Source organism: Cryobacterium sp. TMT1-2-2 (genome assembly GCF_004403505.1).
Lineage (GTDB): Bacteria > Actinomycetota > Actinomycetes > Actinomycetales > Microbacteriaceae > Cryobacterium > Cryobacterium flavum.
In genome coordinates, this window is the sequence record NZ_SOGS01000025.1 from 57,487 (window position 1) to 81,476 (window position 23,990).

The 23,990-nt window shown below is 63.2% G+C and carries 24 protein-coding genes and 1 tRNA gene; 3 read left to right on the forward strand and 22 right to left on the reverse strand.

Going from position 1 to position 23,990, the window contains the following annotated elements; genetic code table 11:
* Window positions 1-419: 419 nt before the first annotated feature.
* From lnt to E3T35_RS15430, 20 genes are all read right to left on the reverse strand, one after another.
* The gene (gene lnt, locus E3T35_RS15340) at window positions 420-1,886 is read right to left on the reverse strand and encodes an apolipoprotein N-acyltransferase (RefSeq protein WP_241988883.1); all 1,467 of its coding nucleotides are present in this window, start codon (window positions 1,884-1,886) and stop codon (window positions 420-422) included.
* Window positions 1,887-1,980: 94 nt separating this feature from the next.
* The gene (locus tag E3T35_RS20070) at window positions 1,981-2,211 is read right to left on the reverse strand and encodes a multicopper oxidase domain-containing protein (protein ID WP_134346046.1); all 231 of its coding nucleotides are present in this window, start codon (window positions 2,209-2,211) and stop codon (window positions 1,981-1,983) included.
* A 218-nt stretch (window positions 2,212-2,429) separates the two neighbouring features.
* On the reverse strand, window positions 2,430-2,699 hold the full coding sequence (locus E3T35_RS20300; RefSeq protein ID WP_134379964.1) for a hypothetical protein: 270 nt from the start codon (window positions 2,697-2,699) through the stop codon (window positions 2,430-2,432).
* A complete protein-coding gene (locus E3T35_RS20305; RefSeq protein WP_166789989.1) occupies window positions 2,700-2,870 on the reverse strand; it encodes a hypothetical protein in 171 nt (56 codons plus the stop codon). It lies immediately after the preceding gene.
* Between the two features lie 249 nt (window positions 2,871-3,119).
* Window positions 3,120-4,619 (reverse strand): multicopper oxidase family protein, encoded by a 1,500-nt coding sequence (locus E3T35_RS15355; RefSeq protein WP_134345929.1) that lies wholly within the window; start codon window positions 4,617-4,619, stop codon window positions 3,120-3,122.
* Window positions 4,620-4,764: 145 nt separating this feature from the next.
* Window positions 4,765-5,205, reverse strand: a complete 441-nt coding sequence (locus tag E3T35_RS15360) for a hypothetical protein (RefSeq protein ID WP_134379966.1) — start codon at window positions 5,203-5,205, stop codon at window positions 4,765-4,767.
* A 123-nt stretch (window positions 5,206-5,328) separates the two neighbouring features.
* Window positions 5,329-6,714 (reverse strand): multicopper oxidase family protein, encoded by a 1,386-nt coding sequence (locus E3T35_RS15365; RefSeq protein WP_241987808.1) that lies wholly within the window; start codon window positions 6,712-6,714, stop codon window positions 5,329-5,331.
* Between the two features lie 122 nt (window positions 6,715-6,836).
* Window positions 6,837-7,229: a DUF6804 family protein gene (locus tag E3T35_RS15370; RefSeq protein ID WP_134345935.1), complete on the reverse strand. Its 393-nt coding sequence runs from the start codon at window positions 7,227-7,229 to the stop codon at window positions 6,837-6,839.
* Window positions 7,230-7,482: 253 nt separating this feature from the next.
* Entirely contained in the window at window positions 7,483-7,929 is a 447-nt protein-coding gene (locus E3T35_RS15375) for a hypothetical protein (RefSeq protein ID WP_134345937.1), read from the reverse strand.
* Between the two features lie 111 nt (window positions 7,930-8,040).
* The gene (locus E3T35_RS15380) at window positions 8,041-9,279 is read right to left on the reverse strand and encodes an MFS transporter (RefSeq protein ID WP_134379968.1); all 1,239 of its coding nucleotides are present in this window, start codon (window positions 9,277-9,279) and stop codon (window positions 8,041-8,043) included.
* Window positions 9,272-11,242, reverse strand: a complete 1,971-nt coding sequence (locus E3T35_RS15385) for a heavy metal translocating P-type ATPase (protein ID WP_134379970.1) — start codon at window positions 11,240-11,242, stop codon at window positions 9,272-9,274. Before E3T35_RS15385 ends, E3T35_RS15380 begins: the two co-directional genes overlap by 8 nt.
* On the reverse strand, window positions 11,239-11,625 hold the full coding sequence (locus tag E3T35_RS15390; protein ID WP_134379972.1) for a metalloregulator ArsR/SmtB family transcription factor: 387 nt from the start codon (window positions 11,623-11,625) through the stop codon (window positions 11,239-11,241). The genes E3T35_RS15385 and E3T35_RS15390 overlap by 4 nt, the downstream gene beginning before the upstream one ends.
* Before the next feature lie 143 nt (window positions 11,626-11,768).
* Window positions 11,769-13,214 carry an NADH-quinone oxidoreductase subunit N gene (locus tag E3T35_RS15395; RefSeq protein WP_241988884.1) on the reverse strand — a complete coding sequence of 482 codons (1,446 nt, stop codon included), beginning with the start codon at window positions 13,212-13,214 and terminating at the stop codon, window positions 11,769-11,771.
* Between the two features lie 6 nt (window positions 13,215-13,220).
* Window positions 13,221-14,711: a NuoM family protein gene (locus E3T35_RS15400; protein ID WP_134379974.1), complete on the reverse strand. Its 1,491-nt coding sequence runs from the start codon at window positions 14,709-14,711 to the stop codon at window positions 13,221-13,223.
* 3 nt (window positions 14,712-14,714) lie between these two features.
* Window positions 14,715-16,553 carry a proton-conducting transporter membrane subunit gene (locus E3T35_RS15405; RefSeq protein WP_241988885.1) on the reverse strand — a complete coding sequence of 613 codons (1,839 nt, stop codon included), beginning with the start codon at window positions 16,551-16,553 and terminating at the stop codon, window positions 14,715-14,717.
* A 119-nt stretch (window positions 16,554-16,672) separates the two neighbouring features.
* The gene (gene nuoK, locus E3T35_RS15410) at window positions 16,673-16,975 is read right to left on the reverse strand and encodes an NADH-quinone oxidoreductase subunit NuoK (protein ID WP_104131416.1); all 303 of its coding nucleotides are present in this window, start codon (window positions 16,973-16,975) and stop codon (window positions 16,673-16,675) included.
* Complete coding sequence (locus tag E3T35_RS15415; protein ID WP_134345947.1) at window positions 16,972-17,535, reverse strand: NADH-quinone oxidoreductase subunit J; 564 nt, start codon at window positions 17,533-17,535, stop codon at window positions 16,972-16,974. The genes nuoK and E3T35_RS15415 overlap by 4 nt, the downstream gene beginning before the upstream one ends.
* Window positions 17,536-17,537: 2 nt before the next feature.
* A complete protein-coding gene (locus tag E3T35_RS15420; RefSeq protein WP_134345949.1) occupies window positions 17,538-18,473 on the reverse strand; it encodes a complex I subunit 1 family protein in 936 nt (311 codons plus the stop codon).
* Window positions 18,474-18,483: 10 nt separating this feature from the next.
* On the reverse strand, window positions 18,484-19,383 hold the full coding sequence (locus tag E3T35_RS15425) for a hypothetical protein (RefSeq protein ID WP_134379978.1): 900 nt from the start codon (window positions 19,381-19,383) through the stop codon (window positions 18,484-18,486).
* Window positions 19,384-19,661: 278 nt separating this feature from the next.
* Entirely contained in the window at window positions 19,662-20,012 is a 351-nt protein-coding gene (locus E3T35_RS15430) for an NADH-quinone oxidoreductase subunit A (RefSeq protein ID WP_104195617.1), read from the reverse strand.
* A gap of 85 nt (window positions 20,013-20,097) precedes the next feature.
* Between E3T35_RS15430 and E3T35_RS15435 the strand changes: the two genes are divergently transcribed.
* Window positions 20,098-20,463 (forward strand): N-terminal phage integrase SAM-like domain-containing protein, encoded by a 366-nt coding sequence (locus E3T35_RS15435; RefSeq protein ID WP_134345953.1) that lies wholly within the window; start codon window positions 20,098-20,100, stop codon window positions 20,461-20,463.
* A gap of 156 nt (window positions 20,464-20,619) precedes the next feature.
* Here the strand turns inward: E3T35_RS15435 and E3T35_RS15440 are convergent.
* A tRNA-Arg gene (locus E3T35_RS15440) sits at window positions 20,620-20,691 on the reverse strand.
* A gap of 69 nt (window positions 20,692-20,760) precedes the next feature.
* Window positions 20,761-21,405, reverse strand: coding sequence for an iron ABC transporter ATP-binding protein (locus tag E3T35_RS15445; RefSeq protein ID WP_134345954.1), 645 nt, complete (start codon window positions 21,403-21,405; stop codon window positions 20,761-20,763).
* 41 nt (window positions 21,406-21,446) lie between these two features.
* On the opposite strand from E3T35_RS15445, the gene argS reads away from it, so the two are divergent.
* Together argS and E3T35_RS15455 are read left to right on the forward strand one after the other, a co-directional pair.
* Window positions 21,447-23,123: an arginine--tRNA ligase gene (gene argS / locus E3T35_RS15450; RefSeq protein ID WP_134379980.1), complete on the forward strand. Its 1,677-nt coding sequence runs from the start codon at window positions 21,447-21,449 to the stop codon at window positions 23,121-23,123.
* Between the two features lie 2 nt (window positions 23,124-23,125).
* Window positions 23,126-23,887 carry a DUF2993 domain-containing protein gene (locus E3T35_RS15455; RefSeq protein WP_134345958.1) on the forward strand — a complete coding sequence of 254 codons (762 nt, stop codon included), beginning with the start codon at window positions 23,126-23,128 and terminating at the stop codon, window positions 23,885-23,887.
* Window positions 23,888-23,990: the final 103 nt, after the last annotated feature.

The window sequence follows — 23,990 nt, forward strand, 5'->3', positions numbered from 1 at the left end:
CCCCGTCATATATCAGGACATTTCTGACAGTTGATAGTTGGCCAGATAGAAAACAGGTGCGGAGGACCGCCAGGGTGCCGATAGTGGAGAACTGCACTCACCAGAGAGCGGTGGACCGTGTTCACCTCCCCAGCTATCCAGACGAGTTTGTATTCCGGTCCGATCGTCGAGCTGCGCGAAACCGCGGCCTCCTGTTCCTGCGCGTTCTTGAGCTTGCAGTTGGTCGCGACACGGTCCGGTATCGACAGCTGATCAGCCAGCCGAGTCCCCATTCGACCGCGCCGGTGCCGCTAGGTCAAACCGGCCACCCGCCCAGCCTCGCATGCGTACGCGTTGACCGGCCCTGACGAGACGGCGAAGAGGCCAACTCCGGTTGTGGAGAGCCCGAACCGGAGAAATTTGATCACAATGGACCGAGATTATCGTTCGAGGTCGCGTCTGCGACGGGTGCGAAATGCCGCAAAGAGCAGTCCAGTGAGTCCTAGACCAGAAGCGGTGAACTCGATTGTCTGGCCAGCGGTCATGGCGAGTGTCTTTGTCGTGCTGAGTGGCACTTCCTGAATCATTGCCCCCGGTGTGAAAGTTGGCAGCTGGTCGATGGTGCTGCCGTCTGGGGCGATGATCGCCGAGGTGCCAACGGTTGAGGTGTTCACGACGCTGCGACCGGTTTCGATGGCGCGCAGGCGTGCGATTGCGAGCTGTTGGACGCTTTCGTCGGTGCGCCCGAAATCTGCGTTGTTCGTCGGTGCGAGAATGACGTTTGCTCCCCCGGCGATCATTTGTCGGATGAGGTTGTCGTCGACGATGTCGAAGCAGATGGCGAGTCCGGCGGCTACACCGTTGATATCGAACAGATTGTCGCGGGTACCGATTGCGTAATCGCGCGGGATGAGTGAGAACAGATCGGGGGCCAGCGGATACCAGAAGTCACGGTCGGGGATGTATTCAGCAAATGGCACTGGGTGAATTTTGTCGTACTGGTCAACGGCACCCTCTCCGTTCTTCCAGAGCAGCAAGCTGTTGTAGATGCCACTTCGGTCGGATGTGATGGTGCCAGTGATCAGTGGCGCATTCATTCCCGCCGTCACCTGGTCGAGCGTTGCAGCGGACCGACTGTTCTCTAGGGGGTTGATGTCGGAGGCGTTCTCCGGCCAGACGACGAGGTCCACGTCTTCTCCGTAGAGCGGTTCGGTGGCAGCAACATGGTCGTTGAGGATCTGGCCTGGCGTGTATTCGGCGAACAGTCCGGCATCCGCGTTGCCTTGCACTGCCGCGACTCGCATGGTTCCGGACTGGACGAGGGGAAAGGCCGGTATGGAAAGCATCAGCGCGATCAAGCCAATAGGTGCGCTGCTCCGGAGCATCCGGCTTCGGGACGCTGGTTCTCGTGTTACCTGGATTATGAGGGCGCTGACCCACGCAATGAGAAACGACAAGCCGGATATGCCGACCCACGCGGCCAGCTGTCCGAACGGGCTTTCCGATTGGGAGAAGGCGAGTCGTCCCCACGAGAAGCCCCCGTATGGCCAGTTGCTCGTGAGGTACTCACGAAGGGTCCACAGACCCGCGATGATTACGGGTGTCAGTCCGAGGCGGCCCCATGCGCCGGGGAACGCTTGGTCGGTGAAGCGCCAGGCGAGAGCAATGAGCACGCAGCCCAGCGCGAAGAAGATCGCTTGCAGGCCGGCCAGGGCCAGCCAGGGCACCGGTCCGAGGTAGATGGTAAGCCAGAGGATGTGGGTTCCCCAGAATGAGAAGCCTGCGAGTAAGCCAACTCCAAGCGCTCCCCACACCCGGCGACCTATAAGGGAGAAGAGGATGAGTGGGGTACCGACAAAGATCAGCGGCCACCAGCCGGTGCCGGGGAACGCTAATGCGTTCAGCAATCCTCCGAGTGCGGCGACGGGGGCGGCGAGCCACAGGGAAAGCCTGGTCCTGCTCGGTGCAGTTCGTGCTAGTCGTTTCGCGGTTGGAGTGTGCTCATTTAGGGTAAGCATGGACGCCCATCATTTCGGCTTCGCCGTGGTAGGGGTCGTGGCAGTAGGGGAGCCGCCGACCGGGGTTGTCTGCATCGATGTCGACGGTCAGGGTCCGACCGGGCACAACGATTGAGGTGTCTTTGCGTGTTCCGCCGCCCGAGTTTTGGAAGGCGTGGGGTTCATTCTTGACCGGGAGTTTGGCGCGTTCTTCGGCCTCGATCCGGGCATAGATCTTTCACTTGTTTCGGTCGGCGTGAGTGATCGCGCGCATGAGGAAGGCCGACTCCAATAGTAGGGGCGACGGAGAAAATGGCGTTGAACCAAAAGCTGTCCATGTTCATTTCGGTTTTTACCCGGCTATGATTGCGCCGACGATGAGCAGGACTGCCCCCATCGGGGCGGCCGTCCGGGTCGGAACGCCGTGGCCGGTGAGGTCGCGGTAGGTGGTCATCACGGTTTCGTGTGCGGTGTTTCGTCCCGCGAGCTCTTCGAAAGATTTTCGAGTAGCTCGTGCATTTTTGACATGATCTCCAACGCCACCCCCGTCGTTTCCAACCGCCGCTCCGTCAGATCGAGCTGACGGCGAAGCCGGGCGATCTCGGCCTGCTCGGGCGTGAGCCGGCCGATCTTCTCCCCAGGTTTCTTGCCCTGTAGCACCCCCGCATCGCGCAGTTTTCGCCACTCCGTGATCTGGGAGGAATAGATGCCCTGCTCCCGCAATTACGCGCCACCCCCGTTCCGGGAGATGGCGTCCTCGTAGGCGGCGAGGTGGTCGAGTTTCTGCTTCGGCGTGAACGAGCGCCGGGGCGTGGGACCGCCCGCGCGGGGGCCGGGTCTGCTGTTGTTCATGGAACTATCGTCGCGCACGGCGATCAACGAGGGGCTGGACATGGTGGGACTTCCTGATTCTCGCCCTACGTCAAACGGCGGACTTGCTCTGAGCTACTGGCCCCAACTCACCCTGACACGTAGGGGTAGGGAAACCTTTCATGAGTCACTTGAATGGATTTCCTAACACCAAACGTGGGGCACGGATGGAGCAGTAAATCGGCGCACGACTGAGTAAGAGTGATCTGGCGATTTTCCTGAAAGCAGATTTCAGGGCGAGGAGGCCGACCTGGGGATGGAGCAGCCCGTGCCCTATCTCACGTAGGAGAACAGTCCGATCATTCCACGTTCGGCGTGGTACGCGTTGTGGCAGTGGGCGATCCACTGTCCGGGGTTGTCGGCGTCAAATTCAAACGTGACGGTTTCTTTCGGGCGAACGATTACGGTGTCTTTGCGTGCGCCGTTATTGCTCAGTTGGAAGCTGTGTCCGTGCAGGTGCATGGGATGCCACATGCTGGTGTCATTCACCATCTTGACCTGAACGCGTTCATCCAGACCGATATCAAAGGCGCCCGCAAACGGCTTCTTCATGTCGAAGCGTCGCCCATTAATGCTCCAGTCATACTTCCCCATGCTGCCGGTTAGACGCATGGTGTGGATGCGGTCGGGTTTCGTGGCGGTGAGGAGAACGGATTCGTCTGCGGTGAGACGCCCTCCGTCGGTGACTGTGCCGTCCAGGGTTGACGGAAGTGTGGCGGCGCCTGGGGCGGTGCCGCTGCCGGTGCTGATGAGGCCGTAGGCGCGGCCGTCCTTTCCCTCCGGGATGGCCAGAAGCGGCGTGTATCCGTCCTGAACGGTGAGGATCGCATCGATGCGTTCGCCCATGCCTAGCACGACCGCGTCGACATCCTCCTGTTGCACTGGGAACCCGTCCGTGTGCGTCAAGGTTATCTTCTGCCCCGGCACACCCACCCGGTAGGCAGTGTCTCCGGCGGCGTTAATGATCCGCAGACGTATGCGGTTGCCCGGTCGGCTCTGGAATACCTCCGCATCCTGCGTGGCTTTTCCGTTGAAGAGGTGGGCTGGCATGCTCACATCTCCGGCGTCTCCGCCGAGGTAGGAGCTGGTGGCGCCCATCAGCATGTGCGTCATGGGCATATCCATTCCGGACATGTCCATACCCATGGATAGTTCGTCCAGGGCGTCTTCGGGGGTGCCGGTGATGCCGTCGAGCCAGTCGTCGAGCATGATGACCCATTCCTGGTCATACAGCAGAGGCTCTCGCGGGTCCTCGATGATGAGCGCGCCCGAGAGGCCACGTTCGCGTTGCATATCCACGTGCGAGTGATACCAATAGGTGCCGGGGTGGTTAAGTCGAAACGTATAGTCAAAGTTGGCGCCCGGTTTGATCGCCGGTTGGGTCACAACCGGCACCCCATCGGCGTCATTGCGCAAAGCCAAACCGTGCCAGTGCACACTCGTCGATTCCACGAGCGCATTGGCGACCTGGGCGTTGAGCGTATCCCCCGTTTTCGCGCGGATAACGGGCCCGTTGACCGCTCCGTTGTATCCCCAGGTGCTCAATGCGATGCCAGCGACGGTCGTGTCGAATACACCGGCGCTGAGCTTCTGCGTGACCGTTGTTCCGTTCGAGGAGCGAGAATCTTCGTACTGTGAAACCAGCCGATCCGTTGGCAGGATGCGATCGACCGTCTTCGCCGCCGGTGATGGTGAGCAGGATGCCAGTGCTGCTGTGGCCGCTGTGGCCAGGGAAGCGCCGAGAAATGTGCGACGCGTAAGAGATGAGTTCATTATGTTTCCTTCAATCGATAATCGGGACGCCGAAGTCTTGACCAGCTCAGATGAGCGACATGGCGGCATTACGGCGGAGCGGCAATGCGGCCGATGGCGAGGTAAAGTTCCACTGCCAGGTACTGGCTCGGAACTCCATAACGGTCTAAACGCGACTGATCGACAGAAGGGTGAGGCTGGGACGGTGAATCGGTAAGCCAACGCTGCGCCATGATCCCAGAGTGACGCCACCGGTATCGAGCAGACGCCGACGCATGGCCGGAAGCCGAGTCACGAAAAGTATGATGACGAGGGTGAGCAGCAGCATGCACGTCATCACGAACAGCGCGCAATCGAGCGTTCCATCACGGCTGCCGGAGGCGATCGCATCAACAACGGATGTAGCGGCGACAGCCGCCACGCCCATAACGTTTGCCTGTTGGCTGGCCGCTGCCGACGCAGCGGGAACCGCTTGCATGGCATGCCCAGTGGCCTCGGAATGGAACGCGAAAACAGCAAAAAGCAGAGCGGCAAGGGCCAGCAGCGAAACGAAAGGCGACAGAGAGACGGGTGCGACTATCCGTCGTACCGCGCGAACCAGCGTCATGTTACCTTCTGCTTTGTTCTCAGCCCAAGAGTGGACTGCCCATGTCAACTCTCACGGTATCGCATGGCCAGCTGGGAATCCTGAATGTAGGTTCAGCGGGACCGATGAATCGTGGATCACGCACTATTTTTCGTAGGCGACCGTCGTCATCATTCCGGATTCGGAGTGATACACGTTGTGGCAGTGCAGCATCCACTGGCCCGGGTTGTTCGCGTCGAAAATCACGGAGAGTGTTTGCCCGGGAACCACAATGGAGGCGTCCTTGCGGGGACCGCCGCCCAAATGCTGATAGGTGTGTCCGTGTAAATGCATCGGGTGCCACATTGTTGTTGTGTTCACGAAATCGATCCCGACGCGTTCACCGGCACGGATGATTCGAGCGTTGTCGAGTGGCTTGCCCATATTGAATGGGCGTTTGTCGAGCGCCCAGTCGTAGCTTGCCATGCCGCCCGTGAGACGCACGGTCAGTTGTCGGTCGATATTTTTGACGGGCAGCGCAACCTCCGCGTCGGCGGCGAGCTCATCGGCTGTACCGACCTGTCCGGTGAGTTCGGGCACCGTGACGTTTGAGGTGGGTGCGGTGGCCAACGACGCGGTTCGAACAACTGCAAACCCACGGGCCTTTTTTCCCTCTGCCTCGGCAACGAAGGGAAAGGCGCCGTCGCCGAGCGTGACGAGCACGTCGTAGCGTTCGCCCACGCCGAGCAGGATGCTGTCGACGTCAACGTGCTCGACCGGGTAACCATCCGTGTGAGTGATAGTCATCCGATGTGACCCCAGAGCAACTCGAAAGGCAGTGTCACCGCCAGCGTTTATCAGCCGGATGCGAATGCGCGCCCCGGGACGTGAACGGAAAGTCTCCGGATCGGCGGCAGGCCGACCGTTGACGAGGTAATGCGGATACTTCACATCACCGGCGTGCCCGCGGAGCAGCGATGATCGAGCATCCTGCATTATGTTGCTCTGGCTGTTCGATGCGCCGCGCATGCCTTGGGAGAGCTCGGCAAGTATTTCGGGAGGTGTGGCGTTCACCCCATCGATCCAGTCATCGAGAATGACGACCCATTCGTCGTCATAGACCATCGGTTCGTGCGGGTCTTCGATGATTAATGCGCCCAAGAGGCCCCGGTCGCGCTGGGTTCCAATGTGTGGGTGAAACCAGTACGTGCCGGCATTGGGCGCCAAAAATTGATAGTTGAACTCGGACTGTGGAGGGATGGGATCTTGGGTGAGATGGGGTGCACCGTCCATGTCGTTTCGTAGTGCGATGCCGTGCCAGTGCACCGTCGTCGCTTCGGGCAGCTCGTTCACGACGCGGGCCGTGATCAGATCACCCTGGGTGGCACGAATCGTTGCGGCCGGAAGTGCGCCGTAACTCCAGGTCGTGGCGAGCGTGCCGGCCAGATCGACGGTGGTCTCGCTGGCTCGAAGCTCGACCTTGACTGAATTCCCCGACGCGAGCCTACGTTTCTCCGCAGCCCGAACGGCAGCGGACTGCGGCGATAGCAATTGTGGCTGCGGGCTGCACGCGGCAAGAGCAAGAAGCGCCGCGGCGGAGAGCCCGGCTCCGACCACCGTTCGCCTGGTTAGTGTGGCCGGTGAGAACAAATTGGTAGTGGCTGGCAAACGGGTCATTCGCGACGAACCGGGACCTTTTTGCGAATGCCCACGACGACGAAAGTCAGGGCTGCGATGAACTGGGCTGCGAGCCAGCCCCCGCCTTCGAGCGGTATCACCACCACCGGGTTCCAGAGCACCGCAATGGGTGCCAGAAGCACCAGCCACCACCACGTTTTGGCCTGAATAACAAAGACGCAGAGGATGAGCGCGAGAATACTGACGGCGTATCGGATGATGGTGAAGCCTTCCCCATCGATGAGCACGAACCCGGCCAAGAGTACCAACGCTCCCAACAAGCCCGGTGCAAGCCCAGAGCGCACGAAAGTTGGTGCGGCTGGGGTGCCAGAGGCACGTTTCTTGGTGCTTTTGGTACTTTTGGTTCTTTTATTGCTCTTGGTGCTCATATTTTTCAGCCTATCGAGAAGGGAAAATGGGAAAATCGAACGGTGATCACCGTTGAAATCACGTGATGGTGACGCGGTGAGATTGCGGCGATGCGCCCGGTCGAATCGAACAAGGTGGCAGGAATTTAGCCCAAGGGGACTGCTCGAGCGCTCATGAAGGGTTGAGAATCCACGCGTGCACCTGATTAGAAACCGAGTGGACGGGCCACCGCCAACGCAGGAGCCATCTCATGGCTTGGGCGCAAAATCGGGTCTAGACGCGACTGACTGAAAGCAGAGTGAGGCTGGGGCTGGGAACCGACGAAGCGATGGCGTGCGCGGTAATGCGAGTTACGACTGCGGCGGGGAAGAGATGCCGAGTTAGCGTCGATATCGCGGTCCAGAAGACCAATGCAACAAGACCAAGGAGAAGAACGCAGGTTAGGGCGAGCCACGTGCCATCGCTTGTCCCATAGTGGGCGCTCGACGATACCAGAACGGACTCCGGAGCGGCCTCGGCGAGACCGATCGTGCCCACTGCGAGGTCACCGGCTGACACCGACCATGCTGATGACAGCAGCGGCGTCGGAAGATCATGACCGGTGGCCGCTGAATGAACGGCGAATAGGCCGGCCACTAGCGCCGCCAACGCGAGGAGCGTGATGAAGAAGGAGAAAGGAACGGCGGGGACGATCGTGCGCGCACTGCGATTCAGCGTCATGCCACCTCCATTCTCGTCATTAGCTCACAGTCGATTGATTGGTTGCACTAGTCGCAGAGTACCTCACCGTGAGTTTGGCAACTTGAATACCCATGTTGGTCGACCGTCGCGTCAGGCTGTCACGGCCGGTGATTCGGTGTCGCGAACGGGTGCTGACGGTGTCCAGACGCGGGCGGCAGTAACTGCTGCTGCCGTTCCCAGCGCGGCCAGCAGAAGGGCTGTTGGGGCGAGGCCGAGCAGGGCGCCGAGTACTCCGGCTAGGGGATAGGTCACGATGAAGCAGGCGTGGGATAGCGAGAACTGCGCGGCAAAGACCGCGGGCCGAGTGGTCTCGTCGGAGGAACGGCGCAGCAAGCGGGCCGATGGGGTGAGGATCAGCGCGGTGGCGGCGCCAAGCACGAACCAGATCACAAGCAGGCCAGACCAAGTCACGACTGTCGCCGGAGCGAGAACAACGAGGGCGAGGGCGACCAGCCCGATAGGTAGAACGGCGCAGCCGAGCAGCATGACGCGGCGGTCGGCGAAGCGGTCGAGTACCCGTGGTAACGCCAGTGCGACCAGCATCGACCCGAATCCGTAACACGCCAGAGCGATCGCAAAGTCGGACTGGGCGCGACCAAAGTGGCTCTGCACGAGCACGACGGTGTTCACGATGACCATGCCGGTCGAGGCGGCGACGACCATATTCATCGCGAGCAGGGCCCGCAGTTCCGGCGTGCGCCCAAAGACGCGGACGCCGCGGGTGAGGCGCTCCCAAAAGGGCGCCAGAACGGATGCTCGGTGGGCCGGCAATGTGGCCGAGAGCACGAGCAGGGCGGAGCCGACGAATCCGACCACGGTTCCTACGAATAGGGAATGGTAGCTGATCACGGTCAACAGCGCGGCGGCCAGAATCGGGCTCAGCAGCGACTCGAGGTCATATGCCAGTTGGGAGAGCGACAAGGCCCGGGTGTACTCACTTTCCTCCGGCAGAACCTCCGGAATCAGAGCTTGAAATGCCGGGGTGAAGGTTGCCGAGGCAGCCTGAAGCACGAAGATGAGTACATAAATCTGCCAGGCCTCGGTGACGAATGGTAGCGAAAGTGCGACGATCGCGCGGAGCACATCCGCTGAAATGAGCAGGGTCTTTCGCGGGACGTGGGCGGTGAGCGCGGAGATCACCGGGGCGATGCCGACATAGGCGAGCATCTTGATGGTCAGCGCGATGCCGAGCACGATGCCGGCGTCGCCGCCGGCCAGGTCGAACGCGAGCAGGCCCAGGGCCACGGTGAGCAGTCCGGTGCCGATGAGCGCCACGATCTGCGCGCTGAACAGTCGGCGATAGGTTCGGTTGCGCAGGACCTCAAGCATGAGGGGTGTCCTCCGGGGCAGTGACCATCTGTTCCAGCGGGCGGCTTGGAGTCGGAGCTTGGTGCCAGGCCTGTGTGCGAAGGAGTCGCAGACCGTTGAGGGCCACGATCACGGTGGAACCTTCGTGGCCGGCCACGGCTAGGGGGAGGGGCAGCGTCGAGATTAGGTCCCAGGTGACGAGTACGGCTATGAAAGTCCCCGCGATGACGAGGTTGGCCACGACAAACCGGTGCGCCTTCCGCGAGAGTTCGATGACGCTCGGGATCGCAGCGAGTTCGTCACGAATGATTACGGCGTCGGCGGTCTCCAGCGCGAGGTCAGAGCCGTGGCGTCCCATCGCGATGCCTACGCTGGCCGACGCGAGGGCGGGGGCGTCGTTTACGCCGTCACCGACGATCAGCACCGAGATACCATCGCCCTCGAGCCTCCGCACAATGGCCGCTTTGTCTTCGGGGAGCAGGCGGGAGCGCACGTCGGTAATGCCAGTGCGGGCCGCGATATCGGCCGCGGTGCGCTGGTTATCGCCGGTGAGTAGATGCACCGGGTGTTGCGTGATCGCCGCGGTGCGTGCGACTGCTGTTGCCGCGTCCGGGCGGAGCGCGTCCTCCAGCGTCAGGGTTCCGGCGAGTTTGCCGTCGACGAGTACTTCGACGACCGTTCCGATCGTGTCGGTGCGTTCCCTGGGGGCTTGAACGACACGCACGATTTGCCCGTGGACCGTGCCTTGAACGCCCTGGCCGGGAATGGCCCGAAAATTGGTCGCCGGGGTCACCGGTGTTTGGGCAGCGCGCACGACGGCTCGGCCAAGGGGGTGCTCACTGTGGTGCTCGACGGCAGCGGCGAGGTTCACGACGGCCTGTGCGTCATACCCAGTGGCGGGCGTGACCTCGACGAGGATAGGAGCACCTTCGGTGAGGGTTCCAGTCTTGTCGAAGGCAACCAGCTGAGTGCGTCCCATCGCCTCCATGACGGTGGCGGACTTGACGAGGATGCCGTGGCGAGCGGCGTTGGCGATCGCAGCTAACAGCGGAGGCATCGTTGACAGAACGACCGCGCATGGGGAAGCAACGATCATGAAGGTGATCGCGCGCAGGAGGGCGTCGCGAAAATCCTCGCCCAACAGCAGCGGCAGCGCAAACACGACAACGGTCGCGATGACCACGCCAAGCGAATAGCGCTGCTCAACCTTCTCTACGAAAAGCGCACGCGTCGACTTCGTCTCAGATGCTTCGGCAACCAAAGACACCATACGGGCAATGACCGACTCGCTTGCCGGGCTCGTGATCTGCACGGTCAAGGCTCCAGTGCCGTTGACAGTGCCGGAGAATACTTCATGACCGGGCTCGCGGCGCACGGGAACTGACTCTCCCGTCATGGCGGCCTGGTCGACCTCGCTGATGCCCTCGACGACGATGCCGTCGCCTCCGATCCGCTCGCCGGGACGGACGAGGATGAGATCTCCAACCCGGAGGTCTGCCGTGTCGACGGTGACGAGCTCGTCACCGGTCGCCGAGCGGGTGAGGCGGCTGGCTTGTTCGGGCGCCAGGGAGAGCAGGCTGCTGACTGAGTCGGCGGTCCTCTGGGTGACGAGGGCTTCGATCGCTCCGCTCGTGGCGAAGATGACGATGAGGAGAGCGCCGTCGAAAACCTGGCCGATGGATGCTGCGGCGATCGCGGCGACGATCATCAACAGATCCACGTCGAGTACCTTGGCGCGCAGGGCTGAGATACCGGCCCACGCCGGCTCCCAACCGCCAGCGAGGTAACACGCGAGATAGATTGACCACCATATGGGCGCGGGTGCGCCAATGAGTTGCAGGGGCCAGGCGATGAGAAACAGCAGCAGCGCGAGGCCGGCCCAGCGCACCTCGGGTAGGTGGCTGCCCGTGCGGAAGATTGATGGGGGCTTCGCGAGGACGCGGCCGCCCGTTCGGATTGGCGCGTCCAATAGCGTGTTCGTCATGCGCTGGTAGCCTCTGCGCCTGTCGTTGCGAGGTCGGGGTGGTGGTGGCGAGGCGTGCCTCCGAGGCTGTGCTCGGCTTGGAAGATCGCGTCGCGGACCAGCTGCGCGGCATGCTCGTTTTCGAGGCGATAAAAGATGCGCGTTCCCTCTTGACGCGTAGAGACGATGCGCGCCAGGCGCATTTTCGCCAGGTGCTGGGACACCGACGCGGGAGTCTTGTCGACGATGTCGGCAAGATGATTCACCGACAGCTCTCCCGCGTCTCGAAGCGCCACAATCAGACGTACCCGGGTGGCATCCGCCAGCATAGAGAAGATCTCTACGGCCAGTTCTACGAAGTCACTTTCGGGAAGACGCCCACATATCTGTTTATCTGCATCCATACGCAAATAGTAGCAGACACGCATCTTGGCGTTTTGAAACTATGCGCCGGGGCAGCTTCTGAAACCAGATTGAACGACGCAGGTGGCCACGTCAAGCCTCGCAGGGGGCCTGGATCTCGCGTGACATGCAGACACTGTCGCATTCAGTGAACAAGGGGAGAGCCGGCAATTGAGAGGATGCCGCCGGCGACGATGCCGAGAATAAGTACGGATGCTGATCCCGTGACGGCGGAGCCAGCTGCCCAGCGGCGTCGCACACGTGCTGCGGCAGCGGCCGGTGACGCAGTCGACGGGGAAAGCGGAAGTGCAACAGTGCGGGAAAACATTGGTGCCAGCCAGCGCAGGTAATAGAACAGGCTCGCCACGCTATTGATCACGGCGATGACTACGAGCCAGACGAGGCCGCCGTCCCAAGCTGCGGCGAGCGTGGTGAGTTTGCCGATGAACACGATGGTCGGGGGTGTTCCGACAAGGCCGAGCAGGCTCACGATGAGGGCGCCGGCAAGCCAGGGGTGGGTCCTGGCCGCCCCGCGATAGTCGGTGAGGGTGCGGCGAGTGGGAAGTGCGGCGACCACCGCGAAAGCGGTGAGGTTGGTGGCGGCGTAGCCTGCGAGATAGAGGAGCAGCGATGGCAGGGCGAGGTCGCTGCGCCCGGCGACCGCGACCGGCAGCATGAGGTAGCCGACCTGGCTCACGGTTGACCAGCCGAGCAGCCGGCGAACGTCGTCTTGCCAGAATGCGGCAAAGTTTCCGAGCGTCATGCCTGCAGCGGCGAGAAGCCCGACCAACAGTGGCCAGTCGATGCTGGCCGGGATGATGTCGAGCAGCCGGTAAGCGGCAATGAGAGCGCCGATTTTCGGAGCTGTGGTGAGGAAGGCTGCGACAGCCGTTCCGGACGCCTGCGTCGCGTCCGGAATCCAGAAGTGTCCCGGCACACCGCCAGCCTTGAACATCAGGCCGCCGAGCACCCCGACGACTCCGACGGCCACGGCGGCAGCCGGAGCATCGACGAGAGCGGGCTCCAGTTGACGGTACGAGGTGCCTCCGCCGACTCCGAACAGCATGGTGACGCCCAGCATCATCATGATTCCGAGCAGCGCGCCGAGCAGATACGTTTTCATCGCCGCCTCGGCGGCGCCAGGGGAACGACTCATCCCGATCAGGGCATATAGCGGGATCGAGGTGAGCAGGTATCCGGTCACGAGGACGAGGAGGTCGCTGGCGCCGGACAGGAGCATGGCGCCGAGGGCAGCGAGAAGTAGCAGGGCGTAGGTCTCGCTTTCCCGACGCGCACCACTGAGCTCCTCGATTCCCAGCACGATAACGAAGATCGTTGCCAGGGCAATGATGATTCGACCGAAACCGGAGCCGATGTCCACGGCGAAGCTCGCTTCGAAAATCGTCGTCGACGGCTGCATCATCCCGACTGCGGCCGCGACCACACTCGCCATCAGCGCCAAGATGGCGATCCACCGGGTCGCGACTTGGCGGTTCCGGGGGAGGAACGACCCGGCGAGGAGCGCGATGATCGCCCCGCCGAGAACGAAAATTTCCGGCAAAAGGGAGAGAGTGTCCAGTGCTACGTTCACGGGCAACTAGCGGCTGACCAGGTTGACGACGACGGATGCTGCGGGTTCGATGATGTCAAGTAGGAACCGCGGGAACACCCCGATGACTACCGAGAGAACCAGCAGCGAGCCGATGGAGAGTGTCTCGGTTGTGTTCAGGTCGCTAAACCCGGTGGATAACCCGCGTGTTGTGCCCGTGAGTAGACGCTGCGATGCGAGGAGAAACAGCGCCGCGGTAATCAGGATGCCGGGGAGTGCGAGCAGGCTCAGCGGTACGGTTCCGATGCTGCCGGCGAATATCTGGAATTCGGCGATGAACCCGCTGAAGCCGGGCAGTCCGAGGGACGCGAATGCGGCGACGGCGAAGAATGCCGCGTACCGGGGGGCCGGTGCCGCGAGCCCGCCGAAAGCGTTGAGATCGTAGCTCTTTCGTCGTTCGTAGAGCACGCCGGCGAGTAGGAAAAGCGCGCTGGTGATCAGGCCGTGGCTGACCATCTGCACAACGGCACCAGTGACGGCGAGCTGTTGCGCCTGGGCGGAACTGTCGCTGACGACGCCAGCGGCTCCGACGGCGAGAACGATGTAGCCCATGTGGTTGACCGACGTGTAAGCGATCATCCGTTTAACGTCGGTCTGGGCCAGGGCAACGAGGGCGCCATAGAGCACCGACACGATGCCGACGACGATGATGACCCAGGCCCAGGATCGCCAGGCGTCGGGAAGCAGCGGCATGGCGATGCGCACGAAACCGTAGGTGCCCATTTTCAGGAGCACGCCGGCCAGCACGGCAGAGCCGATGGCGGGGGCATCGGTGTGAGCCGGCGGTAGCCAGGTGTGGAACGGAAACGTGGGTGTCTTGATCGCGAGGCCGATGAGGATGGCGGCGAGCACGAAGCCGCCCGCAACCGGGTTGTTCTGGAAGGGAGCAGACCGAGCGAGCTCGACCATATCGAAGGTGTGCGGGTCGGCGCCAAGATACAAGCCGATGAAACCGAGTAGCAGGGCCAGGGACCCGAGGAACGTGTACAGGAAGAACTTCAGGGCCGAGCGCGCGGCGTTGCCGTGGCCCCAACCGGCGATGACGAAGTACATGCCGACGAGTGACAGGTCGAAGAAGACGAAGAACAAGATCAGGTCCTGCGCGGCGAACACGCCGAGGCAGGCCGACTGGAGAAACAGAAAGAGAGCGGCCTGCGGCCTGGGCCGGTCGTTCTCCCTGAGGGCGTAGACCGCGCAGGCGGCGAAGATCACGGCGGTGAGAGTGAGCAACGGCAGGGACAGACCGTCCACTCCGACGTGGTAACTACTGCCAACACTCGGCATCCACTGCAGCCGTTCCTCGAACGCGAGGTCGCCAGGTTTTGGGCTGTCAAAGCCGATCCACATTCCCACCAGCAGCGCCACATCGATAAGAGCGATTCCCAGCCAGGCCCACCGGGCGGCCCGGTCCGGAACCCGGGGCACGACAACGAGGATCACCGCGGTCAGTACCGGCAGGAAGACGACAAGACTGAGCATGGACTACCTCATAACAGGAAAAAGGAAAACAAGGAGAAGGATTACGGCGGCAGCGAGAACGACGGTGATTTGTGCGTAATACTGATGCAGTTGGCCCGTTTGGGGACGCCGGGCGATCACGCCGAACCGGCGCGCGGCGCCGGCGATAGCCGTAACGGCCGCATCCACACCGGCGGTGTCTGCCCGGGCCACCGCGGAACCGGTGACGATACTGCCGCGCGCAGCCAAAGTCACGGCCGCATCCAGCCCGTGGTCATCGAACCGGCCGAGTCGACTGGCCCCGCGCAGTGCTGCACGCGCCGCAGTGTGGATTCCGCGATCAAGCACTGCGTCATCGAAATGGGCGAGCCGTTGGCTCACAAGAAGCACCGGGTCAACGAACACGACCCGGGTCATCCGCTCGAGCCCCAACCAGTTCGCGGCCCAGGAAGGCCGAGGCGTCCGCTTCCAGGCCACCAAACCGAGCACGAGAAGTGCCAGAATGGCCGAGCCGACCAGTTCGAGGGCGCCTGGCCGCGGATCTGATTCTGCTCCGAGCACACCCCGTACCCAGCCGCCGACCGGCGGCAGAGCGAGCACTCCCAGGAGCGCCGCGCCCGCCGCCAGGACGGTAAGCGGCACCCGTTCCCAGGCGCCGATGTGCCGCGTGCCGCGCTGCTCGGTGTCGTACTCGTCGCGGGCATTCGCCAGCGGGTGGCTCCAGACGATGATGACAGCCTTGCCCGCATATGCTGCGGCGAGTGCGGCGGCGGCCAAGCCCACGACATACAGGGCCGGGCTGGTTTTCAAGGCACCGGCCAGCAGCTGATCCTTCGTCGCCCACAGGGCCAGAGGAGCTATTCCGGCCAGGGACAGGGCGCCGACGGCGAACGTCACTCCGACGAGCGGCCAGCGGCGGGCGGCGCCCCGGAGCGCTGGCAGTTGCTTGGTGCCGAGCGCCGCGAGCCAGGCGCCCGCCGCGAGAAACAAGAGCGCTTTCGTTGAAGCGTGAGCGATGAGGTGGGTCGTCCCGCCCGCCACCGAGCCGACGCCGGCAGCCAGCACCACGAAACCGAGCTGCGCTGCAGTCGATGCCGCCAGGAGCTGTTTCAGGTCCTGCTGGGCGACGGCGACCGCGCCGAGTAGCAGAGCGGTCAGCGCCCCCACCCACGCTGTGGTCGTCGCAGCCCAACCGGTGACCTCCAGCAGCGGAGCGAGTCGCAGCAGGAGGTAGCCGCCCATCGCCACCATCGCCGCCGAATGCAGGAGGGCGCTGACCGGGCTTGGGCCTTCCATCGCCCGGGAGAGCCAGAAGCTGAAAGGCAGTTGGGCTGCCTTGCCGAATGCGGCCATCAGAATTCCCGCGGCGATGATGTGACGCCAGGGAGAGGGAGCCGCAGCCAGGTCAGCGAGTCCCAACCCTGCGCCGCCAGCCAAGGCGGCTCCGGCCGCGAGGTAGAGGCCGAGGTCGCCGAGCCTGGTCGTGATGAACGCGGTCAGTCCGGCACCGACCCAGTGGTCCTCCCGCCAGCGGAAGCCAATCAGCGCGAAAGACATGGCGCCCATGATCTCCCAAGCGAACAGCAGAGCGGGAATCGTGGTGGCGGTCGCCGTCACCGCAACGGCCGCCGCAAAGATGAGCATCAGCCCATGAAAGCGCGCCGGCGATTCCGTTCCCTCAGCGGCCGCGAAGACCAAAACCATGAGGGTGATAACCGCGACCGTCGGTACGAGCAAGGCCGAGAGCCCATCGACGGCGAGTCCGAACCGGGCTCCGGCCACGAATGGGACTTCGACGGACGGGCGGACGGAAGCTACGACGAACGCCGACGCCACGGTGAGGCTGGCGGTGACAAGCGACACCGGAACGGCGACAAGATTCGCACGCCGCCCCGTGACGCAGAGTGCAATTCCTGCCAGAGCAGGCAGACTGACCAGAAGCCACAGCGCAGTTACACCCAATGCGTTTACTGTCGCGGCGCTCATCCGGCGAGGTCCGTTGCCGAGTCAGTCATATCTGATCCCCGGGAACGATGCAGAAGAGTGGCAACGGCGAACCCCATCGCCATTTCTACGGTCATCGCCGCGATCACCACGAGCAGGAGCACCTGCCCGTCCGGGACCGGTGTCAGGAACCACCAAAAAGCGGCGACCGCGAGGATGACGCCGTTGAGCATGAGTTCCAGCCCCATCATGACCATGACGACGACTTGCTGGGAGAGCGCGCCGTAGAGCCCGACGCAGAACAGTGCCGCGGCGGCGATCAAAACGAGCTGCAGTGTCATCGCCCCAACCCTCCCTGCTGTGGGTCGTCAGGAGCGGAACGATCGAGCTCGTCGCCCCACCGATCGTAGCGGCCTCGCGGGTTCGCGAGCACGAGGGCAGCGACGATCGTTGCGAACAGGATCGGACTCACGGTGAGCATCACGAGCATCTTGGATCCCATGATTGCCTCGCCGAGAGATGCGGTCAGGTCGGCGGCCGGCGAACCGTTGCGCGCCGGCCAAGGGATGAATAGTGCGCCACCGGCCAGCAGAATAAAGGTACCAACGGCGAGGATCGCCGACCATCGTTTGTTATGCACCATGCTCATGGGCATGAGGGCAGGGTTCATCCCCATGAACATGATCATGTAGATCGCCATGATGGCCATCTCCATCACCATCATGAGAATCGTAATGACGCCGATGTAGTCGAGATTAAACATCAGCAACATCACGCCGACGGCGACGAACGACACAGCCAGGGCGTAGGTTGCCCGCGCCATGGAGTCGACGCGGAAGACGGCGATTCCCGAGGCGAGCGCGATGATCGCCAACGCGGAAAAAACAATGACCGACAGCATCCTCAGCCCCTCACCGCGACGACGATGGAGACAACGAGCGTCTGCAGCAATACCGCCGGCAACACGACTATCCAGGCGACTTCAGCGAGGCGTTCGGGACGCACTGCCGGCATACGATGCCGCAGGGTGACGAACGCCGCAAGCACCAGCAGGGTTTTCACGAGCGTCCACAGCCAACTCGGCAGCAGCGGACCGGCCCCACCGCCGAGAAAGAGGGCAACGGCGAACGCTGCGCCTGTCGTGAGCAGCGCATAGCGTCCCGCGAGAATCAGCAGGCGGTCCACGCCGGATACTTCGGTCAGGATCCCGCCCGCGATGTCACCGCTCGCGGATGTCGCAAAAGGGCCCCAGTTGGAAAAGGCGACGACGCTTAGGCAGAAGACGACGAAGGCGATGGGCATCCAGACGATGAACCACAGCTCCTGTTGCGCGGCAACTACATCGCTCACGCGCAGGCTATGCGCTGCGACGGCGGGGGTGACCAGTGCGAACATCAGCGGCAACTCATAGGAGACGGCCTGTGCGAGAAACCGGTAGCCGCCCACCAGCGAGTGGGCGCTGTTGGCACCCCAGCCGATCAGCCACACCAGCGCCCACACCAGAACGTCCATTGTGTTGAACCAGACAACCCCGACCGGTATATCGGCCAGAACCCACGGACCCATCGGGATTACCGCGGTCTTCAGCACCGCGATCACCACGAGGCCGGCGCAGCCGATGCGCCAGAGGAGAACATCGGCCGCGACGGTCGTGCGACGTCGCTGGCGCATCAGACGGGCGATCTCGAACACCGGGATGGCTGCTCCCGAACGGAACGACCGGCCCTCGGCGCGCGAGACGAGGATCCCATTGAGCGCGGCTCCGGCCAGGGCGAGAACGCCGAGTAAGGCCGGAGCCAACAGAGCCCAGACAGGATTCACCTCGACGATGTCAATCATGCTTTGTCACTCATGCGCGCGACTGTGGAGTCTGAGTGACGGGGGTCGTCTCGATTGCCAGAGCGGCAATGATGAGCCGCGCAGTTGCGATATCCGTGCCGTTGAGCAGCCGCGGGATCTCGCTCAGCCAGCTGCGCTGCAACGACAAGGTGTCCTGTAGCCCGCACGCTCCTTCAGCCGTGTCGTCTCGGGCAATGCGTCGCGTCTCGTCGAGCCAGCCGATGAGGCGGCCTCGTACCGTCTCGGATCCGCTCTGCCCCATCCCGTCTTCCGCGTAGACGAGTGTGTCACCGACCGTGATGCCTTTTAGCGTCCAACGCAGAGTCCAGGAGCGGCCGACGCTCTGCGCAAGCTTGTCGAGGTCGGCGGCCACGTCGAGCAGTGCCGTGCCCGACGCCACGGCGTCGCGAATCCTTCGGGCGCGGCCTGCCGCGAACGACCACCCGGCCAAAGCAAGCACCGACGCCGCAGCATCAGAACGGCGAATGATCGCCCGTCGTCGTTCGTTGTCCGCCAACCGGAGGCTGTCACCCGCGACACGGCCGTCACGACTCGATTGCGCGGCCGCGGGAAGGATTTCTGCCTTGGCGCTGACGATCACATCACCTTGGAGCACGCAACGCACAACGAGCCCGGCCGGCCAGTGGGGGAGTACCGGGCCAAGAGGAACGTGAAGCACATCCATCTCGAGGCCGTCGCGATCGGGTGCGCCATTCGCGAGAGGAATCCCTCCCGGCATGGGCATGTCCATATCCATATCCATATCCATGTCCATGTCCATGTCCATGTCATGGTCGGTCGATTCGCCGCTGCCACCAGGCGCCGCGTGCTCGGCGTGTGCTTCTGCCGGCTGGCGCGAGCGGGTTCGCGCATCGCTCTGCTGTCTGGCGTCATCGAGGAGCTCACCCACGGCACGCTCGAGAGTCGAGGCAACATCGCTTGCGGTGATCACCGCCGCGCGTACCCGTGGACCGGGAAGCTGTGACCAGAGGCGAGCGCACACGGACTCGAGTTCCTGTCCAGGTTCCCCGCAGACCAGCAGAACGTCGGCATCCGCTGGGGATGTCGCCGGCGCCCAGCCCCGACGGGCTAGCTCCGCCTCTACGCGCATTCGGGTCTCGCCCCAGCCGGGAACTTCCAGCACCAGCACGTGCACTCTGCGGGTGGCGTGTCCCGTCATGCTGCTTCTTAGACCCACCGCAGCGCACCCTCTCGCCAGGCCCAGACGACACCGACCATGAGCACACCGAGAAAGACGAACATCTCCACGACGGCGCCGATTCCGTCTTTTGCGACGACCAGCGCCCAGGGATACATGAAGAGCATCTCCACGTCAAAGGCCAGAAAAAGCAGGGTCAACGGGTACCACCTGGCGTGGTAGCGGGACAGAGCATGTTCCTCCGGCTCCCAGCCGGAAAGGAACGGCAACCGTTCAAGTGGGTCGGGGGCCACCGCGGTGTACCGCGCCACCAGGTAGAGGCCGCCGACTGTCAGCAGCGCGACTGCGAGCAGAACGGCAATGCTGATGTAGGTGGACACGCGGCTCCCTCTCAACACTCCTCGGCCTCAAAGCCTTTTTAGATCGATGCGTTCTCCAACCTAGTCCGACGGCGGGTGCGCAGGTATGCTGGCCAGCCGCTCGGACCTGCGCTCATCCACTCTTGATCGCGTAAACGGCGCGATTCGCAATCACATTGTTCCCGAGCTGGGGCGCATCGCCTTGGGAGACCTCGAGCGGCTTCAAATCCAGCAGTGGGCGAGCGGACTCAGTGTTAAACAAGAACCGGCATCGGTCCGAAAGATCGTCAACGTGCTTTCCGGCGCCTTGCAGCTCGCGTCGATAATGGTCGCCTCGCAGCCAGTCCTGCTCAACGCCTCAAACTGCCCAAAATCTCCAAGTCGCAGAAGCGGTTTTTTTCGCACGCTCAAGTTGCAGCCTTGGCCAAGTCGGTCGAAGCGCATAGCGCGGGTAACGGTTCACCTACAGTGACCTCTTCGACGCGGACTGAGACAGCGTTGCAGCAGCGCTGAATCAGGTCATTGTTAAAATGAATGTGGGCAAAATGTGGGCAAACGATGAAATCCCGACATCTGCACCAGCGCCAAAAAGATCCAGATCCGCGTGATTACGCGGATTTTACAAGTGTGCCCCCAGGCAGATTCGAACTGCCGCCCCTGCCTCCGGAGGGCAGTGCTCTATCCCCTGAGCTATGGGGGCCAGGGTGGTTCAAGGTTAGCATCATGCCCCGGCTGCCAAGACCCACCACGGGCCAGCCGACAAAATCTGCTAGCCGAGGTGCGAGAGCACCGTCGAGATGAGGGGCTCGGCATCGCCGGGCTCGAAGAACGCGGCGGTGCTGAGAGTGACCCAGTACTTTTCCGTGAAGACCTGTGCTTGACCGACGCCACCGGCATAGGTGAAGAAGCCGTCCACAGCCGGCGGGGTGCCGTAGCTGGGAACGGCCTGGCTATCGGCATCCGCTTGATGCTTGAGCGTGGTCATCAGCACATCGTTGGGGGCCACGACCGAGATCTCGATGAGCTCGCCGCTGGTCTGGTTTGACCAGCCGCAGGTCAGGCCGTTGTATGTTGCGGCGGTCTCGCCCAGACTGCCGGCACTCGGCGAGTAGTCGGGAGCGGTGCCATAGTTGGGGTTGAAATCGTAGACATCCTGCAGGGTGAGCAGGTCGCCACAGGTCTGCGTGATCGCGGATCCGGTCGCTTCCGGCGTCGGAGACGATGACGGCGCAGCGCTCTCGGTGGGGTCAGCGGATGCCCCACTCGTTGCGGTCGCAGAATCCGTGGGCTTCGGCTCGGCGCCACCACTGCACCCGGTCAGAACGAGGGCGAACAGCGTGCCAGCGGCGAGCAGGACGCTCGCCCGGCCACGAGTGGAACGAACGAGAGTGGGGTAGACGCGTGTATCAGTCACGCGTTGACCTTACCAACAGGAGGGGCCGGTACGATTGACCGGTGACTCCTGCCGAACTCTCCCAGTCCCTGTTTGACCTCATTCTCGACGTCAGCGAGCGCCGACGTGAGGCTGACACTGTTGGGGTAGACCTCGGACTCACCCTCGCCGACGTCGCTGTCGAACGCCCACGCAACCGCGACCACGGCGACTGGGCCTCGAGCATCGCGCTCAAGATCGCCAAGCCCCTTGGCGCCAAGCCGCGAGAAATCGCCGCCGAACTGGCTGCCGGTCTCGAACAGCTGAGGGATGTGGCATCCGTTGAAATCGCCGGCCCCGGTTTCATCAACATTCGCCTCGAAGCGGCGGCGGCCGGCGCACTCGCGCAGACCATCGTGACCCTCGGCGACGCCTACGGCACCGGTCACCTCTACGACGGTCTCAAGATCAACCTCGAATTCGTCTCGGCCAACCCCACCGGACCGATCCACATGGGCGGTGTGCGCTGGGCCGCCGTCGGCGACAGCCTCGCTCGCGTGCTCAAGGCCGAGGGCGCCGACGTCACCCGCGAGTACTACTTCAACGACCACGGTTCGCAGATCGACCGCTTCGCCCGCAGCGTGCTGGCCAGCTACCTCGGCGAGCCCACCCCGGAAGATGGCTACGGAGGAGCCTACATCGGCGACATCGCCGCCAACGTGCTCGCGAAGTACGACGGCGACGTCGCGGCCCTGCCCCGCGAGGAACAGCAGGAGGTGTTCCGCTCCATCGGCGTCGACCTCATGTTCACCGAGATCAAAGAGAAGCTGCACGGCTTCGGCGTGGACTTCGACGTGTACTTTCACGAAGACTCCCTGCACGAATCCGGCGCCGTCAACCGTGCCATCGATCGCCTGCGCGAACAGGGCCACATCTTCGAAGCGGATGGCGCCATCTGGCTGCGCACGACCACCTTCGGCGATGATCGTGACCGGGTCATCATCCGTTCCAACGGTGAACCGGCCTACATTTCGGGGGACCTCGGCTACTACCTCGACAAGCGTGAGCGTGGTTTCGACCAGTGCCTGATCATGCTCGGCGCCGACCACCACGGTTATGTCGGCCGCATGATGGCGATGGTCTCAGCCTTCGGCGACGAGCCGGGCGTGAACCTGCAGATTCTGATCGGCCAGATGGTCAACCTGCTCAAAGACGGCGAACCGGTGCGCATGTCGAAGCGCGCCGGCACCATCGTCACCCTCGACGACCTCGTCGACGCGGTCGGGGTCGATGCCGGCCGGTATGCGCTGGTGCGCTCGAACAGCGACTCGCAGCTCGACATCGACCTCGACCTGCTCGGCAAACGCACCAACGACAACCCGGTCTTCTACGTGCAATACGCCCATGCCCGTACGTCGGCGGTGGCGCGCAATGCCACCGCGAGCGGCGTCGAACGCACTGTCTTCGCCCCCGAGCTGCTCGTGCACGACAGCGAATCCGCGCTGCTCGGCGTGCTGCAGGAGTACCCGCGCATCGTCGCCCAGGCCGCCGAACTACGCGAGCCGCACCGCGTGGCCCGCTACATCGAAGAGGTCGCCGGCTACTACCACCGCTGGTACGACAACTGCCGGGTCATTCCGCTCGGCGACGAACCGGTCACCGACCTGCACCGTACCCGCCTGTGGCTCAACGACGCCACCGGCCAGGTGATTCGCAACGGCCTCGGCCTGCTCGGCGTCACTGCCCCGGAGCGCATGTGATCATGGCCAGAACCAAACGTCGTGGCCTCGTTCCGCTGATCATCGTGGGCGTGCTCGCCGTGTTGCTCGTCGTCGCCTACTTTCTGGTAGATGGCGGGCTGCGCGCCTTCGCGCAGGACACCGCTGAGAAAGAAATCACCAAGAGCATGCCCGCCTCGGTGACCGGTGACGTCACCGTCACCATCGGCGGCACCTCGGTGATCGCCCAGTTCATCGCCGGCAGCTTCGACCAGGTGGAACTGACCGCACCCAGCCTCACGGTAGACGGCGTGCCGGCATCCGTTCACGTCGTGGCTCGTGATGTGTCGACCAACACCGCCAAGGCCATCGGCTCGCTTACCGCCACCCTCGACGTGGACCAGGCCGCGCTCAACCAGCTGGTTCAGGCCTCCGGCACGGCTCCGGCTGATGCCGTAATGGCCCTCGGTGCCGGCGTCGTCACCTACACCGGCACGGTGAAATTGTTCGAGTTCAACGTGGGCTACAGCGCCACCGCCACGGCAACCGCCGCCGGTGACACAGTGAACATCGCGCCCACCGAAGCTACCGTCACAAGCGGCGTCGGCGACATCGATGCGACACCCCTGGTCAATCTGATTCTCCAGCAGGCGCCCATCAGCGTCTGCGTCGCTGGGTACCTGCCCGAAGGCGTCGAACTGAACGGTGTCGACATTTCTCCCGAGCGGGCACGCGTTACGCTGGAGTCGAGCACGCTTATGCTCACCCGGCAGTCGCTGACCACCCTCGGCACCTGCTCCGGCTAATTCGAACCTCGCCACCTGCGGCGGTAGAATCCAGTCAGGCACGCCCCATTCGCGGGCTGGCTCATTTTCCGGCTTCAGGGACCAATCCGGGTTCGCTCGCTGA

Excerpts from the sequence above, each read along its gene's own strand:
- E3T35_RS20305 (WP_166789989.1), bottom strand. The coding sequence starts at position 2,870 with ATGTCCAGCCCCTCGTTGATCGCCGTGCGCGACGATAGTTCCATGAAC.
- E3T35_RS15355 (WP_134345929.1), bottom strand. The coding sequence starts at position 4,619 with ATGAACTCATCTCTTACGCGTCGCACATTTCTCGGCGCTTCCCTGGCC.
- E3T35_RS15360 (WP_134379966.1), bottom strand. The coding sequence starts at position 5,205 with ATGACGCTGGTTCGCGCGGTACGACGGATAGTCGCACCCGTCTCTCTG.
- E3T35_RS15370 (WP_134345935.1), bottom strand. The coding sequence starts at position 7,229 with ATGAGCACCAAGAGCAATAAAAGAACCAAAAGTACCAAAAGCACCAAG.
- E3T35_RS15375 (WP_134345937.1), bottom strand. The coding sequence starts at position 7,929 with ATGACGCTGAATCGCAGTGCGCGCACGATCGTCCCCGCCGTTCCTTTC.
- E3T35_RS15380 (WP_134379968.1), bottom strand. The coding sequence starts at position 9,279 with ATGCTTGAGGTCCTGCGCAACCGAACCTATCGCCGACTGTTCAGCGCG.
- E3T35_RS15385 (WP_134379970.1), bottom strand. The coding sequence starts at position 11,242 with ATGACGAACACGCTATTGGACGCGCCAATCCGAACGGGCGGCCGCGTC.
- E3T35_RS15390 (WP_134379972.1), bottom strand. The coding sequence starts at position 11,625 with ATGGATGCAGATAAACAGATATGTGGGCGTCTTCCCGAAAGTGACTTC.
- E3T35_RS15400 (WP_134379974.1), bottom strand. The coding sequence starts at position 14,711 with ATGCTCAGTCTTGTCGTCTTCCTGCCGGTACTGACCGCGGTGATCCTC.
- nuoK (WP_104131416.1), bottom strand. The coding sequence starts at position 16,975 with ATGACACTGCAGCTCGTTTTGATCGCCGCCGCGGCACTGTTCTGCGTC.
- E3T35_RS15415 (WP_134345947.1), bottom strand. The coding sequence starts at position 17,535 with ATGCTGTCGGTCATTGTTTTTTCCGCGTTGGCGATCATCGCGCTCGCC.
- E3T35_RS15420 (WP_134345949.1), bottom strand. The coding sequence starts at position 18,473 with ATGATTGACATCGTCGAGGTGAATCCTGTCTGGGCTCTGTTGGCTCCG.
- E3T35_RS15435 (WP_134345953.1), top strand. The coding sequence starts at position 20,098 with ATGCTGGCCAGCCGCTCGGACCTGCGCTCATCCACTCTTGATCGCGTA.
- E3T35_RS15455 (WP_134345958.1), top strand. The coding sequence starts at position 23,126 with ATGGCCAGAACCAAACGTCGTGGCCTCGTTCCGCTGATCATCGTGGGC.